The organism is Dehalobacter sp. DCA, assembly GCF_000305775.1.
GTDB classification, from domain to species: domain Bacteria; phylum Bacillota; class Desulfitobacteriia; order Desulfitobacteriales; family Syntrophobotulaceae; genus Dehalobacter; species Dehalobacter alkaniphilus.
This window is the reverse complement of sequence record NC_018866.1, coordinates 718,783-734,973: the sequence shown is the minus strand read 5'-3', so window position 1 is coordinate 734,973 and position 16,191 is coordinate 718,783. Positions and strand designations below refer to the sequence as shown.

Here is a 16,191-nt window from a genome sequence, read left to right as displayed (position 1 = left end):
GGAATTTTATTCATTCGGAGGATTCACTTCTAATTTTTCTTTCAATCTGCCGGTGCTAATGATCTTTGCTTTCACATTAATTTCAACACTAGCCTTTACAAAAGCTTCCCGCCATTCCGATCCCAAAGCATGAAATGTTTTGGGATCTTTGTGATGCAGCTTTTCGGAGAAACCCAAAAAATCAGCCTTGTAGGTTTTGGCCTGGTTAACTGTTGCAGTGGCTATTTTTTTTAGTTTTTCACTAATGACAGGTTCTAATTGCTCAATATCCTCTTTGGTCAGTCTTAAACCGTTATTTTCATCAATTTCTCCTTTTGTCTGAATTGTAACCTGGTAAGATATCTCTCCGTTGGTGACGACTGGTTTTACTTTATACGTTGAACTGCTTAGAAAATAGTTAAACATGGTTCCGTCCTTCTGAACGGGGATGGAAATCGGGCCTTTGCTGATTTTTTGCGTCAGCAGCAGAAAACCAAGGGTTTGTTCCTCATCAAGCCAGCCCACCAAATGGCCAGCCTGAAAAACACCCAGGCCTTCGATAATGCTTGCCTCAGTTTTGGGATTAGCTTCGGATTCTTTGTTATCCGATTCCAAGGGCATAATCTTAATTTGTGGTAAAACGGCATCGCGGTCAGTGCTTGTCAGCCAGGATACAAATTTATAGAAATACATACCATAAGATTTGCCGGTGTTTGTGGCTTTTAAATCGATAAACTGGGACGTTTCCTCAGAAAACAACTGGTTCATCGTGCCTCCCGTCTTAAGTATTTCCTTGGCTTCACCTTTGGCCACCAAAATGATATCGCGTGGCCGGGTCTGCGGGAAGCGGGCATAATGTTCAATAATCTCAGGTGCCTTTTCTTTGGCAGCCTCCTCCCCAAGAATAAAGCCTGTAGCGTAACCATAAAAAGGGACAGTTGATAATTTTGCGGAATAATTTCTAATTGCATCTTGCATTGTTGATCCCTGACCGGTAAAAAGCTGTTCCGTATTGACTTTCGGACTTGACTCTTTTCCTTGATTCTGTCCCTGACTGCCTTGTGTTCCCAGGACTAGCGTAGCCGCAGTCCAAACATCCTGACCGTTGATTTGGGTATAGTCAAAGCTGCTTAGCGTGACAAAAGCTAGCGTTTCGACTTCCTTATTGCTCCAGCATCCTGAACAGAATAATAAAAGTGAGAGCAAAACGCTGAAGGTCCCTATGTATTTAAAACGGAGTTTTTTCAGTAGTTTATTCAATGGTAGCGCCTCACTTTTTTCTTCTTGATGAACGTTATAAGTCTATTATTTTCCGGTGCAAGATACTTTATGAACTTTTCTAAAGAGCTTGACAAGTTATTGGGTCAATCCTATAATTTATTAAGGCTACCTAACGTTAGGTAGGCATTTTGTTTTTTGGAGGAACACTGCTGTGGAAACGAAGCAAAAGCTGATGGACTCGGCTTTCAGATTGTTTGCAGACAAAGGGACAGAGTTTTCCCTAACCGAAGTTGCCAGTGAAGTTGGCATCCAAAAAGCATCGATCTATGCCCACTTTTCCAGTAAAGAAGATTTATTGTATGCGGTCATCAATCGGGAAATTAACCAGTACTTCTTGGAAATCAACGCGCATTGTGATGATCTGAAAAGCATGTTCGTTATGATCCTCGATTACTATGACAAGTCGCTGACCAAACTGTATTTCTGGAAGAGGCTGTTGCTTTTTCCACCCAAAGCTTTCGCTGAAACGCTGATCGCAAAAATCCACTGCTTATCAGAAGAGCGGTTTCAAATGGTTAAAGGTATTATTCAAGCCAATATGGATAAAGGGATTATCCGGTGCCAGGATCCCGAATCCGTGGCAATATCCTATACGGCCATGACTCACGGGCTGCTGTCAAGCATCCTCATTTATCAGCCTGAAGATGTGACTGTCCATTTTGAGGAGATTTGGGAGAATTTCTGGCGGGGGATCTGTTCAAATGGTTAAATGTTGATTTCACATATGGAGGACGAATGTCTCATGGAGCTTTTACTGCATCATTTATATCTAGTCTCGATATTTGGCTATCTGCTCGGAGCTGTCATTTCCCTCGGATATCTCTTTGTTCAAAAACAAAATACCGGCAATATGATTGTCAATGCGATCTGTGTTGTGGCATCTGTGGCCGCAGCGGCAGCTTCAATCGGGAAAATCTTCACAGAAGTCGAGACACTGAGCATTTTTTCACTGCAATCCGCGATTCCGTTCATTACCCTGGAGATCAGTATTGACAATCTTTCTGCTTTCTTTGTGCTGGCACTGTCGATCCTGGTCTTTTGTGTTTCGATCTACTCGATTGGCTATATATCCCATTACAACGGGAAAAGGAACATCGGCCTGTTTAACTTTCTATATGTAATGTTTATCATTTCGATGTTTTTTGTACTAACCTCGGCCAATGCCGTATTTTTCTATATCTCCTGGGAAGCAATGTCTTTGCTGTCTTATTTCCTGGTAGTATTTGAATCGGAAAAAGAAGAAAATCAGCAAGCCGGAACGTTATATATTGTAATGACCCATCTGGCAACTGCTTGTCTTTTAATTGGATTCATGATCATTTATCACTATACACATTCCTTCGATCTGACGATAGCTCAAAATGGCGCAGCAATCCCCGAAATGGCCAGAAACATTGCCTTCATCTTATTTTTGGTTGGCTTTGGCACAAAAGCAGGCGTTATCCCGCTGCATATCTGGCTGCCTTACGCTCACCCGGCTGCCCCGAGCAATGTCTCGGCGCTGATGTCGGGAATCATGATCAAGACGGCCATCTACGGACTGATCCGTTTTGTGCTTTGCTATTTAGGCGTGCAGAATACCTGGTGGGGAATTGTCATTCTTGTTCTGGGCATGCTGTCAGCTGTACTTGGGGTTGCCTATGCTTTGATGGAACATAATATTAAAAGACTGCTGGCCTTTCATAGCGTAGAAAATATCGGGATTATCCTGATTGGCTTAGGGGTCTCGTATATCGCCTTTGCCCAGAACCATTTGCTCATCGGCGGCCTGGCCTTATCAGCAGCGCTGCTGCATACGTTCAACCATACTCTGTTTAAAGGGGGTCTGTTTCTCGGAGCCGGAGCAATTCAATATGCCGTACATACTAAAGACATCGAAAAACTTGGCGGGCTTCTGAAAAAGATGCCCGTTACCGGTTTCATGATCCTGTGCTTTTCTTTGGCCATATCGGCAATTGTACCGTTTAATGGCTTTATCAGTGAATGGCTGACATATCAGTCCTTATTTGCCAATATACTGCCCGGACAGTTCGGCCTAAACTTCTTTTCGGCTGTCGCCGTGGCAGCATTGGCTTTGACCGGAGCGTTGGCTGCAGCCTGTTTTGTGAAGCTGTTCGGGATATCCTTTCTAGGCCTTCCGCGAAGCGAACAAGCCGCGAATGCGCAGGAAGTTCCCAAAACCATGAATATCGGTATGGGCATTCTTGCGTTGATCTGTCTCGGGATCGGACTTTTTCCGTTAACGATCTTAAAGCTCTTGGATCCGGTCGTTGGCAGTCTCGGCGGCGGCTCAGTCTTCAGTCAGCTTCAGGGAGGCTTTATGCTGGTTTATTATCCGCTGACGGTTTCCCCGGGCATTATATCTCCGGTGGCCCTGGTCCTGGCTTTGGCCGGAATCATCCTGTTTACGCTTCTGGTCATCCGGATCGTTGGCGGTAAATATATCGAACAAAAATACGGAACGTGGGACTGCGGCTTTGAAGCGCTGAATGCACGCATGCAGTACAGCGCGACAGGTTTTTCCAAACCGATCAAGATTGTTTTCAGGATCCTGTTCAGACCAACCAGGAAAATTACGACAGAGGGAGACTCCTTCTATTATCCGGAGTCGATCGAATATGCGACGACGGTCGCCTCGATATTTGAAGATTACCTCTATCATCCTGTCATCAAAAGACTTCAGAAATTTTCCCAAAGAACAAAGTATAAAATTCAAACCGGCAGCATCCATAGTTATTTGATCTATATATTTGCGGCGGTTCTCTTACTGATGCTCTATAACCGTTTGGCTTAAACAATTTGACTGAGGGATTGGCATTCGAGGCAGAAGTTTAATGAAAGACTGTACACCGGGAAGGATAGGAAATGAAGCAATGAACAGCATCGCCTATATAATCATTCAACTGATTGTGATTCTTTTGGCTGCACCGCTTGTGGGCGGCCTGATCAAAAAGGTCAAGGCTTTGACCCAAAAGCGCAAAGGTGCGCCTGTCTTGCAGATGTATTTTGATCTTTATAAACTGCTGCAAAAGACCTCTGTCGTTTCAGAGGTATCTTCGTGGATTTACAAGGCAGCTCCGTATATCGTTTTTGCGACAGCTCTGACTGCCGCGCTACTGGTTCCTGTGTCAACCAAGATTGTACCGGTTCTGATTCCGGGTGATTTTATTATGCTCGTTTCCATCCTGGCACTCGGCAGGTTTTTTATGATGGCTGCAGCCCTGGATACGGGGAGTACCTTCGGCGGGATGGGAAGCAGCAGGGAGGCCATGATTTCTTCACTGATTGAACCATCCATCCTTGTAACCCTGTTTACGGTAGGCCTCCTTTCCGGGTCCACTTCACTGCCTCGCATTATGCAGACCGTACAGGTTACAGGGTTTCCTTTGGCTCATCCGGTTTATATGATGGTGGGGTTGGCGCTGCTGATCATTATCATTGCAGAGACATCCAGGATCCCGGTCGATGATCCGTCCACCCATCTGGAATTAACGATGGTGCATGAAGCGATGATCCTGGAGTATTCAGGCCGGCACCTAGCTTTGTTGGAATACGGCGCAGCAGTGAAACAGTTGGTTTTTATAACACTTTTTGTGAATTTATTCATTCCGCATGACCAGCTGATTCCGTTTATGGGCTTCGGCGCTGTTATTTTGTCACTTCTGCTTTATTTGCTCAAAGTGGTCCTTATGGCGGTGGTCATCGCATTGATTGAAGTCAATACCGTTAAGTTTAAGCTTTTCAGCATCCCGAATCTGGCTGCCTTATCTTTTATTCTCGCTTTTCTGGGAATTTTGCAATTCTTTATCCTGGGAGGTTATCATGTCTGAAAATCTTTTGGAAACCTTGTCTGTGCTGATTTTACTTTCTTCTTTTGTGCTTATGGCCAATAAACGAATCAGCTCCTATATCAAGTCTTTCCGGATTCAGTCCATGCTGATTGCTCTGGCTGCCGGGGTCATGGGAGTCAGAAGCCTGTTGGACGAAGGACGCTGGGATATTTTGATTATCTGTATCCTGATTGTTGTTCTGAAAGTCATCTACATTCCGGGTCTTCTGAACAGGACATATGCCTCTGTAAGGTACAAAGTTGAAAAAGACTTTATCCTGAATATTCCGATCCTGGTTTTGGTCTGCTGCGGACTGGTTATTTTTTCTTATTTCACGCTGGTAACGATTGACGGCAGCAGCCAGGGGATGTCCAATATGCAGCTCGTCAACTCGGTTTCCGTGATCTGGATCGGCCTTTTCTTTATGATCAGCCGTAAAAAAGCGCTTGGACAAATCATTGGCTTTCTGGTCATCGAAAACGGTCTGTATATCACGGCCATGCTCGCAACGCAGGGAATGCCTTTCATTGTGGACCTTGGGATATTCATTGACCTGGTGACCTTCGTTCTGATCATGGGTATGCTGACGTTTCGAATTAATGACCAATTTGACTCCATTGATACGGATCAACTCAATAATCTGAAAGGATAAGATACAACGATATGGGCTTTTTACTTCTGGTCATTCCAATCATTGCCTTACTGCTGCTCTTTATACTTAAACCTAAGCGGCTGCAGCACCTCGTCAATGTCTCATCAGCCGTGCTGCTGCTGATCATTGCAGCCATTCTGACCCATAGAGTCATACGATATGGAGCGATTGCCTATTCTTCGCTGGGCGGATTTTTTTATCTCGATGCTCTGAGCATGATGATTCTGGATATTGTCCTGACGATAGGTTTGATGGCGGCCATCTTTTCGATCGGTTATCTTGAGGAAGAAGTCAGACAGGGTAAGCTGCCGGTCAAAAAAATTCGGCTGTACTATATGCTGATGGTGACTTTTATTTTTACGATGGTACTGGCGCTGACAGTCAAAAACATGGGTCTGATGTGGATTGCGATCGAAGCGACAACGCTGGCCTCAGCCTTTTTGGTCGGCTTTTATAACAATCGCTATGCGCTTGAAGCGGCGTGGAAGTATGTAATTATCTGTTCTGTCGGCATTGCGGTTGCCCTGCTGGGTATCATTTTGCTGCACCTTTCTTCGGCCGGAATTTTGGAAAGTGGCTCATTTTTGGACTGGACGGCGCTGTATACCAACGCGGCATCCTTAAAAAGTTCCGTCCTGCGCCTGGCGTTTATCTTTATTTTGGTCGGATTCGGGACGAAAGCCGGTCTTGCTCCGATGCATACCTGGCTGCCTGATGCGCACAGTCAGGCTCCATCACCGATCAGTGCTATGCTGTCCGGTGTTCTTCTGAACAGTGCGATGTATGGAATTATCCGGACGACGGCCATTGTGAATCACAATCAGGGCAGCAGCAGCTTTACCGGGCGGCTCCTCATCGGTATCGGGATTTTATCGATTGCCACCGCAGCGGTATTCATTCTGACGCAGAAGGATTATAAGCGGCTTCTGGCTTATTCCAGTATTGAACATATGGGAATTATCGCTGTTGCGATCGGGATCTTTACACCGTTGTCCGTTTTTGGCGGGTTGCTGCATATGATCAATCACTCACTGACCAAATCCATGCTGTTTTTATCTGCCGGCAATATCATGCAGAAATATGACACCAAACAGATTTTCAAGATCAAAGGGATTCTGAAGACGTTGCCTGTTTCGGGAACGGTCTTTCTGCTCGGTTTGTTTGCAATTGCCGGAACACCGCCCTTCAGTGTATTTGCGAGTGAGTTCAGCATTATCGCCGCAATCTTCAACCAGTCCAGTCTTTGGGTCGGAATTGTGTTCATTCTGCTACTGGCGATTGTTTTTGCCGGCATAGCTGTGACGCTTTTTAAAATGTTTTATGGTAAGCCGGATAGTATAGAGGCTGCTGATCCCAGGACAGGAGAAATCAACATCCCCGGGACCATCTGCCTGGCTGTTCTGTTGGTGGCCGTTACAGCCGGTGGGATCTATCTGCCGGAAAGTGTCCGGGAGCTGATTATTCAGGCTCAGGGCATTATCCTAGGTACAATCCAATAAAGGGATTCGTAAATCCTGTTAAAACAAAATGGTTTAAAGACAGCAACATATTTACGAATCGATCTGTTAGTACAAGTTCCTGTAATAAATACTCAAATATATGATTATGATTGCGTTAAACTCCCGGGTTGACCTGTGCACCACAATTCCGCTTTCGGCTGTTGCGCCATCCGTGGCGCAAAAAGCCGCGCTCCGCCTCCATGCTCCGCTTAACGCTGAAATTGTGATCCCCAGACCTCATTTAGGGTAATCAAGCTTGGATGAATTATTTGAGCAGGGAATTTGAGAACGTTGTACTAGTCAATGAAATATTGCTGAAAATAGAGGTAGAGATGATGAAGGCATCCGAATTAAAACAAATAATCGCAGAAAAGTTCTTCGTTGCAGAGTTGGCCGATATTGGCGGGAGAAACAGGAATAGCCAGGATCATGAGCTTTATCTGAAAACAGCTTCGGAAAGTGTTCCCGGAATATGCGCCTACTTGAATAAAGAACTGGATTATCCGCTTGTCTTGATGTTTGCCAATGATGAACAAAGTCAGAATTCCTGCTTTGGCGTTTATTACGTTTTTGCGGACAGACAGGAGGCACTGCTTGTGGTGGTGAAAACGTCGGTCAGTCCCGACAAAATGGAAATGCCATCCATCAGCAATATTATCCAAGCTGCGGCAGCGTACGAGCGGGAAATCAAGGATTTATTCGGAATCATCCCGTTAGGCCACCCGGATGCCAAAAGACTGGTTTTTCATAGCAACTGGCCGAACGGGGTTTATCCGCTGCATAAAGCTTTTCCAGCCGGATACAGACCGCAGCGGGCGGCAGAAGAGATTAATTTCCGTAAGGTTGAAGGTGAAGGGGTCTATGAGATTCCGGTCGGACCTGTCCATGCCGGAATCATCGAACCGGGCCATTTCCGTTTCAGTGTGGCCGGAGAACCGATCATTAATCTTGAAGCACAATTGTACTTTGTCCATAAAGGAATAGAGAAACTGGCCGAACAGCAAAGCATTGAGAAATGCCTGTATATTTCGGAACGGATTTCAGGAGATGAGACCTTTGCCAATTCCCTGGCGTACTGTCAGGCCATCGAAAAGATTGTCGGAATCGAAGCTCCGGTCAGGGCAGCCTACACCCGGGTCATTTTTGCCGAGTTGGAGAGACTCACCAGTCATCTGGGCGATCTCGGCGGTGTTTGTCTTGACGCTGCTTACGGGTTTGCGACGTTCCAGTTCCGGATGATCAGAGGCTGGGCTTATGCTTTAGCCGATGAGCTATGCGGCATGCGCTTTCTGCGAAGTGTCAATAAGCCGGGCGGGATTAGAAAAGACTTTGTGGCAGGAAAGGAAACCAGTCTGATTGCCCAGCTGAATAAAATTTGCCACGAGCTTGAGGACACTGTCGAGATTATTAAAGCCAACAGTTTATTTATTGACAGGATAGAAAATACCGGTATTCTAGATCAGAAAATTGCCGCCGATCTGAATACGGTCGGCCCCGGCGGCAGGGCTTCAGGACTGCGCTATGATGTTCGGAAATCTTTCCCGTACGAAGCTTATCCGCAGCTCAATTTTAATATCCCGGAACATTACAACGGCGATATCAACTGCCGGCTGAATACCAAAATAGAGGAGTGCTTCGAATCCATTAACCTGATGATCCAGGCGATCAATCAAATGCCTTCAGGGAAAGTACTGAAACTTGTTGAGGCTGTTGAACCGTATCGCTTTGCTTTCGGCTTGACCGAAGCCCCGCGCGGCGAAAACATCCACTGGCTGATGACAGGCGAGAACAATACTGTGTACCGCTATAAAATACGGACGCCGTCTTTCTGCAACTGGCCAGCCCTCTGTCATGCCGTCAAAGGCAATATTGTGCCGGATTTTCCGCTGATCAATAAAAGCTTTAACCTTTCCTACGCAGGGAACGATCTCTAAAGAGCGGTTTACCGCGATCTGGGGCAAGTCTGGGGGCCACAATACCACTTTCCGGCCTTTGTGCCATCCGTGGCACAAAAGGCCGCGCTGCGCAATCCTGCTCCGCTCACAGTGGAACTGTGGCCCCCAGACTGATCTTATGCATATTCAAGTAGGCTTGCATATTTTTTAGGTGTAATCGTACAACTTACTTTAATCAATTAACCATATCAATGTCTTGCATGCAAGACATACTTAACCAGCTTTTAATTAGTCTGCGTGCCACGGTTCCAGCGTCAAGCGGAGCATGGAGTGCGTAGCGCGGCCTTTTGTGTCAAGGATGACACAATGGCCGAAAGCGGAATTGTGGCATGCAGACAGGCCCAAGATACTAACCAAGATACTAATCCAAGATACTAATTCACCTATTGATCAAAATACACTGTACGAGTAAGGAAGACTAAGAAATGTTTAAGACGCTAAAAAAAATCATCCAATACCCAAGGCTTACCCAGGAATATCCCAAAATACCCGCCAGCGGCGGTCAGTTTCTGGGGCAGACCGAAATCAATCCTGAAAAGTGCAGTTTTTGCGGGGAATGTGTCCTGCGCTGTCCCTCTCAGGCAATCGTGATGGCTAAGGAAGCAGGCATCATTGGGATTAACTATGACGCGTGCATCTTCTGTGTGCTGTGTGAAGAAGTCTGTCCTACAGGCGCAGTAACAACCACCAATCAATTTGAGCTGGCTGAAAAGGATAAAGCAATGCTCCACGTGGATAAAACAGTGGCTGTCAAAAATCAAACGCTGATTATTGATGAAAATAACCTGCCTGACACCTCCTATAAAGCGGTTTGCAGGGACCTGGAAGCAAAGATTAAAAAAATGTTCGGCCGGAGCCTGCAGATCAGAGAAGTGGATTCCGGCTCCTGCAACGGCTGTGATTATGAGATCAATGCGCTGAACAATCCTGTCAACGATATTGAAAGGCTCGGGATCAGTTTTGTGGCGTCGCCAAGACATGCCGATATGCTTTTGGTGACAGGCACCGCAACCAGAAATATGCAGCAAGCGCTGGTGAAGACGTATCATGCAGCACCTGATCCAAAACTGGTCGTGGCAGTGGGCGCCTGCGCTTGCAGCGGCGGCATTTTTAAGGACTCCTATGCCACCAACAACGGCATCGATACCATTGTACCGGTCGATGTGTATATCCCTGGCTGCCCACCACGGCCTCAGGCCATTATTTACGGCATCTTGAAAGCGCTGGACCGGATGAAGTAAATATTACTTCGACGGCCATGGAGAACTAGTATCACGTTACTATGAATGGCATGGAGCAGTACGAATCGGTCTACTAGTTGACTTTTTCCGGACGTGTATGATAATGGATAGTAAGCAGATAAGAATCCTAAATAGAAGTATTTTAGGATTTTTTTCGTGCTATATTATTAGCTTGGATAAAATTGAGAATGTATAAATAAAAAACTTGTAAAGGATGGATCATCTTGTCTATTGTTCGAACTGCGGCGCTTCAGTTAAAAGTCTCTCCAGACAAATCGGAGAACCTCGACCGTCTCCAACAACATTTGGACAGCCTGGCTAAAGAGAATGTTGATCTGGTCATTCTGCCGGAAATGTTTAACTGCCCGTATCAGACGTCTTTATTTCCTGATTATGCGGAGGAAGAGGGCGGGGCATTCTGGCAGAAGCTCTCATCTCTGGCCGTACAGTATAAGATATATCTCGTTGCAGGTTCGATGCCGGAAAAAGACCAGGAGAACAAGATTTATAACACTTCGTATGTGTTTGACCGCCAAGGTAGGCAAATAGGCAAACACCGCAAAGTTCATCTTTTTGATATTGATATTGAGGGCGGACAGCAATTTCGGGAATCGGATACCTTAAGCCCTGGAAACAAGGCCACTGTATTTGATACGGAATTCGGAACGATGGGAATCTGTATTTGCTATGACTTGCGCTTTCCGGAACTGGCAAGACTTATGGTCGATCAGGGCGCTAAAATGATTATTGTGCCGGGAGCCTTTAATATGACGACCGGGCCGGCCCACTGGGAGATCCTGTTCCGAACACGGGCAGTGGATAATCAGGTTTTTACGGTGGGCGCTGCTCCGGCCCGTGATCAGGAAGCCGGATATACGTCCTGGGGGCACACGATGATGGTGGGACCGTGGGGAAACGTCCTGCAGCAAATGGATGAACGCGAAGGTTGTATCATTCAGGATATTGACCTGGCTGAAGTGGCTAAAGTCCGCCGTGAATTACCGCTGCTTACCCAGAGAAGATCAGACCTGTACCAATTGACTTCAAAATGATCATCACTAACGCGGAGAATATGACAAAATAAGGCAGGAGGGGGTTCGATGCAGAAACAAAAATTTGCAGTATTCCAGGCACTCCTAGCAGCTGCACTTTTCGGTATAAGCACGCCATTGTCCAAATTGCTATTGTCCCATTTATCTCCGATCATGATTGCTGCACTTCTTTATCTGGGTGCTGGCACCGGCATGTTCGCGCTGCGATTGATCATTAAAGTAAATAGGCCATTATCTAAAGAAGCAGGTATTGCCAGGAAGGATCTGCCCTTTACAATTGGAATGGTGATTTTGGATATTAGTGCGCCTATTCTGCTTCTGGTCGGATTGAGTACGACTGCGGCTGCTAATGTAGCTCTACTGAGCAATTTTGAAATTGCGGCGACGGCACTTCTTGCCTTGTGGCTCTTTAAGGAGACAATCGGGCAAAGACTTTGGACAGCAATCATTCTCATTACGGCTTCCAGCATGCTCTTATCTTTAAAAGATATTCAAGGACTTTCTTTTTCGGCGGGTTCCATATTTGTCCTGCTGGCCTGTCTCTGCTGGGGATTAGAGAATAATTTTACGAAAATGCTTTCGCTGAAAGATCCTATGCAGATCGTTGTTATCAAAGGATTGGGATCTGGAACAGGTTCCTTGCTCATTGCCTTTGTCACCAAGCAAATGACAGCCGATTACAGCTATATTCTTTTTACGCTTATACTGGGATTCTTCGCTTATGGTCTCAGTATCTTTTTCTATGTCAGAGCCCAGAGAGACCTCGGGGCGGCCAGAACAAGCGCCTATTATGCTGTTGCACCGTTTATTGGCGTCGGCTTATCTTTTATTGTCGCCAAAGAACCCATAACAAATAATTTTATCATTGCAGCCATTCTAATGATATTCGGGGCCTATTATGCGGCTAGGGAGAAACATGACCATCAACATAGTCACGAAGTGTTGTGTCATGAGCATCGCCATCATCATGGTGACGGCCATCATACCCATGTTCACGGTGATTTTACATCAGGGGAACACAGTCATCCGCACGAACATGAAACCATAGAACATGCGCATCATCATGCACCGGATATGCATCACAAGCATTAAACATTTAACCTTATTTGATATTAAAACTTTTTATAAATGGGATAGCACTTTACAAATACAGTAACATATGTTATTAATAACATATGTTACTGTATTATTTTGAATGGAAGTGAAGAAAAAATGATGTCCATGATGATGTCCATTAATTATGCGATTCTGGGAATTCTCAGTACGCAGTCTCTGACGGGGTATGATCTGAAAAAAATTATTCAGGATTCATCTTTTATGTATTGGTCCGGCAATAACAATCAGATCTATAAAGCCTTGGTTGAACTGCTGAACCTGGGTTTTGTGACCAATGAAATCCAGATGCAGGAAAGTTCACCTGCCAAAAAAATATATACGATCACGGCAGAAGGGATCGTAGAATTGAAAAAATGGGTGCTTTCAACACCGGAAATCGCGGAAATCAAAAAAACGTTTCTGATACAGCTTGCCTGGTCGGATCTCCTGAATGATGAGGAATTGAAAAGCCTGCTGTCGGCATATGAAGAGCAAATTAAAATGCAGATCATACTGGAAAAAGAGAAAAGCCGCAGAGGCAGGTTTTCACCAGCCAGAAGCAGAAGGGAACTTACTATGTGGGAGATGATTCAAGAGAATATCATTTCATCCTATGAAAGTGAACTGAGTTGGCTGGAAACGGTCCGGAATAAGCTCGGCAGCGATTTCCAGCAATGAATAAACGACAAGAAGAAAATGGCAGATGAATATCGAATGGAGGGAAAGCTATGAAAAACGGGATGGCCTTCCGCACTCCGGAAGGGAAAAAAGAAGTTCTCAGAATGTATGATGCTTTATTGGAACAATGGTCAGTGCAATATGAGACGATCCATCTGACTACTCGGTATGGCAAAACGTTTGTTTTAGCAGGAGGAGATCCGAACGCGCCGCCGCTGATTCTTCTCCATGGCAGCGGGATGAATTCCGTGATGTGGCTGGGTGATATGCCGACCTATACGAAGCATTTTCGCGTCTATGCAGTCGATATTCCAGGGGAACCAGGAAAAAGCGCCGAAGAACAGTTGCCTTTCGACAGTTCTGCTTATGCGGAGTGGCTTGATGATGTCTTCAAAGCGTTATCGATCAACAAAGCAAGTCTGATCGGGATTTCTTTAGGTGCATGGCTTGCAATCAAGTATGCTGTTTTCCGGCCGGAAAAAGTAGAAAAGCTTGTCTTGCTTTGCCCATCCGGAGTCGGACCGCAAAAGGGTTCTTTCCTTTTTACAGCGATGTTCTATATGTGTTTTGGAGATCGCGGGCTAAAAAAGCTCTTCTATAAAGTGAATGGCAATCAGCCTATTCCCGACATTGTGCTGGACTATCAATTACTGATTGGCAAGAGTTTCAACTTTCGCCGTGAAATGATACCCATTTTTTCCGATCAGGAACTGAAATACTTGACGATGCCGGTAGTTTTATTTGTCGGCGGCAAAGATATCATGCTTCATTCGGCGAAGACTGCTCGGCGGATGGAAACATTAGTTCCGCAGGCCAAGATTAATATTCTACCCGAGGCAGGCCATACACTTACCAATCTAACCACGGAAATCTATGATTTTTTAATTCAGGAATAATGTTATTAGAAATTTTAGGCGTGATATGATATCTTTAACATTGGCTGCCTTTGGAAGGAGTTATTTTACCGCGTGGGAATGCGAAACTATTTTTAGCCAGTGTGAGGTGCTTTCATTTGATTCTATTATCGGCAGAAAAGATTACGAAAAGTTATAGTGAGAAAAAACTCTTAAAAGATATGTCTCTATTTATTAATGAGGGAGACAAAATCGGTGTGATTGGGATTAATGGTACCGGTAAATCGACCTTTTTAAAGATTATTGCCGGTATAGAGACCCCTGATGCCGGAGCCGTTACGTCGGCTTCCGGAGTCAGAATCAGTTATCTTCCGCAAAATCCCGTTTTTGGTGAGCATCTGACGGTTTTGGAACAGGTATTTCTGGGAGCCTCATCCGAAGTCCGGGATTTAATGGAATATGAAGCCAAGTCCATTCTAACCAGACTGGGTATTACGGATTTCTCGATGGACGTTAGTTTCCTGTCAGGCGGAGAAAAGAAACGCGTTGCGATCGCGCGTACACTGGTCAAACCCAGTGAGATCCTGATTCTGGATGAACCGACCAACCATTTGGACAATGAGATGGTCCTTTGGCTGGAAAATTATCTGCGAAAATACAGCGGAGCGATTATCATGATCACGCACGACCGCTATTTCCTCGACAGGGTAACCAACCGTATGATTGAGATCAGTCAGGGAAATCTGTACAGCTATCCGGCGAATTATACCAAGTATTTGGAGCTGAAAGCCCAGCGCGAAGAAATGGAAATCAGCACGGAAAGAAAAAACAGCAGTCTCTTCCGGAGAGAACTGGAGTGGATTAGCCGCGGTGCCAGAGCTAGAGGGACGAAAAGCAAAGAACGGATTGAGCGTTTCAGACAATTAAGCGAGAGAGATAAACCGGCAGCCGGGGAGAAGCTGAACCTCAGTTCGGTAGCATCCCGCCTTGGCAAAAAGACCATTGAAATGAACCATATCGCAAAATCCTACGCCGAAAAAATGCTGATCCGGGATTTTGACCATATCATCCTGCGTGACGCCAGAATAGGCATTGTTGGCAAAAACGGCTGCGGCAAATCGACCCTGTTAAAAATGATCATGGGCTTGGTTGAACCGGACAGCGGGACGATCGTTACAGGGGAAACCGTCAGGAACGGTTATTTTTCACAGGAAAGCGAAGAGATGGACCCCTCTCAGCGCGTCATCGCCTATATTCGGGGTATTGCCGAAAACATTGAGACGGTGGACGGAACAGTGACTGCCACGCAAATGCTGGAACGCTTCCTGTTTCCAGCTGATTTACAGTGGAATGCGATTGCCAAGCTTTCCGGCGGCGAACGCAGACGGCTTTATCTGCTCAGCGTGTTGATGAAAGCCCCGAACATTCTGCTGCTGGACGAGCCGTCCAATGATCTGGATATTGAGACGCTGAGCATTCTGGAAGATTACCTGGAGAACTTCAACGGTGCTGTGGTCGTCGTCTCCCATGACCGTTATTTCCTGGATAAAGTCGTAGACCGGATCTTTGAATTCCAGGAAGATGGGACACTGCGGCAATATGTCGGCGGCTATTCGGATTATCTGGAACAAATTACGGATAAGGGCAGAGAAGAAAAAGATAGTTCTAAGAGAAACAGCCCTTCAAGTACTTCAAGTACTTCAAGTACTTCAAGTACTTCAAATACTTTAATCACTTCAAGCAACATGGGCATTTCAGACCAATTTAATTGTACTGATCCCCAGGGTGAAGCCGCCGAACCCAGGAAAAAATTGAAGTTTACCTACAAGGAAGAACAGGAATACGGAAAGATCGAAGAAGAGATTGCACAGCTCGAAGCAAACTTGCGTACACTGGATGAAACCATTTCGCGGGAGACCAGTAACTATGCCAAATTGCAGGAATTGCTTTCCGAGAAAGAAGAGCTGGAATGTGCCATTGCCTGCAAGATGGAACGCTGGATTTATCTGAACGATCTTGCTGAAAAAATTGCTGCTGCGAAATTATAATCCTTCGACAAACGCTGATTACTTATG

General features: G+C 45.6%; 13 protein-coding genes. 12 read left to right on the top strand and 1 reads right to left on the bottom strand.

Annotated elements, in window-relative coordinates; all coding sequences use genetic code 11:
- Positions 1-6: 6 nt before the first annotated feature.
- Positions 7-1,239 carry a Ger(x)C family spore germination protein gene (locus tag DHBDCA_RS03480; protein ID WP_015042778.1) on the bottom strand — a complete coding sequence of 411 codons (1,233 nt, stop codon included), beginning with the start codon at positions 1,237-1,239 and terminating at the stop codon, positions 7-9.
- A 172-nt stretch (positions 1,240-1,411) separates the two neighbouring features.
- Here DHBDCA_RS03480 and DHBDCA_RS03475 point away from each other — a divergent pair, with 172 nt between their 5' ends.
- The 12 genes from DHBDCA_RS03475 (at position 1,412) to DHBDCA_RS03420 (ending at position 16,164) form a co-directional block, all read left to right on the top strand.
- Complete coding sequence (locus DHBDCA_RS03475; RefSeq protein WP_015042777.1) at positions 1,412-1,969, top strand: TetR/AcrR family transcriptional regulator; 558 nt, start codon at positions 1,412-1,414, stop codon at positions 1,967-1,969.
- A 33-nt stretch (positions 1,970-2,002) separates the two neighbouring features.
- Entirely contained in the window at positions 2,003-4,054 is a 2,052-nt protein-coding gene (locus DHBDCA_RS03470) for a proton-conducting transporter transmembrane domain-containing protein (RefSeq protein WP_015042776.1), read from the top strand.
- A gap of 40 nt (positions 4,055-4,094) precedes the next feature.
- Positions 4,095-5,090 (top strand): respiratory chain complex I subunit 1 family protein, encoded by a 996-nt coding sequence (locus DHBDCA_RS03465; RefSeq protein WP_015042775.1) that lies wholly within the window; start codon positions 4,095-4,097, stop codon positions 5,088-5,090.
- Positions 5,083-5,742 (top strand): NADH-quinone oxidoreductase subunit K, encoded by a 660-nt coding sequence (locus DHBDCA_RS03460; RefSeq protein WP_015042774.1) that lies wholly within the window; start codon positions 5,083-5,085, stop codon positions 5,740-5,742. The genes DHBDCA_RS03465 and DHBDCA_RS03460 overlap by 8 nt, the downstream gene beginning before the upstream one ends.
- Before the next feature lie 11 nt (positions 5,743-5,753).
- Positions 5,754-7,241 carry a hydrogenase 4 subunit F gene (locus DHBDCA_RS03455; protein WP_015042773.1) on the top strand — a complete coding sequence of 496 codons (1,488 nt, stop codon included), beginning with the start codon at positions 5,754-5,756 and terminating at the stop codon, positions 7,239-7,241.
- 260 nt (positions 7,242-7,501) lie between these two features.
- Positions 7,502-9,175, top strand: a complete 1,674-nt coding sequence (locus DHBDCA_RS03450) for a hydrogenase large subunit (RefSeq protein ID WP_015042771.1) — start codon at positions 7,502-7,504, stop codon at positions 9,173-9,175.
- A gap of 446 nt (positions 9,176-9,621) precedes the next feature.
- Positions 9,622-10,437, top strand: a complete 816-nt coding sequence (gene nuoB / locus DHBDCA_RS03445; protein ID WP_015042770.1) for an NADH-quinone oxidoreductase subunit NuoB — start codon at positions 9,622-9,624, stop codon at positions 10,435-10,437.
- A gap of 224 nt (positions 10,438-10,661) precedes the next feature.
- Positions 10,662-11,489 (top strand): carbon-nitrogen hydrolase family protein, encoded by an 828-nt coding sequence (locus tag DHBDCA_RS03440; protein ID WP_015042769.1) that lies wholly within the window; start codon positions 10,662-10,664, stop codon positions 11,487-11,489.
- 48 nt (positions 11,490-11,537) lie between these two features.
- Positions 11,538-12,581, top strand: coding sequence for a DMT family transporter (locus DHBDCA_RS03435; protein ID WP_015042768.1), 1,044 nt, complete (start codon positions 11,538-11,540; stop codon positions 12,579-12,581).
- Between the two features lie 120 nt (positions 12,582-12,701).
- A complete protein-coding gene (locus tag DHBDCA_RS03430; protein WP_015042767.1) occupies positions 12,702-13,262 on the top strand; it encodes a PadR family transcriptional regulator in 561 nt (186 codons plus the stop codon).
- A gap of 50 nt (positions 13,263-13,312) precedes the next feature.
- Complete coding sequence (locus DHBDCA_RS03425) at positions 13,313-14,158, top strand: alpha/beta fold hydrolase (protein ID WP_015042766.1); 846 nt, start codon at positions 13,313-13,315, stop codon at positions 14,156-14,158.
- Between the two features lie 116 nt (positions 14,159-14,274).
- Positions 14,275-16,164 (top strand): ABC-F family ATP-binding cassette domain-containing protein, encoded by a 1,890-nt coding sequence (locus tag DHBDCA_RS03420; protein ID WP_015042765.1) that lies wholly within the window; start codon positions 14,275-14,277, stop codon positions 16,162-16,164.
- The last annotated feature ends 27 nt before the right edge of the window (positions 16,165-16,191 follow it).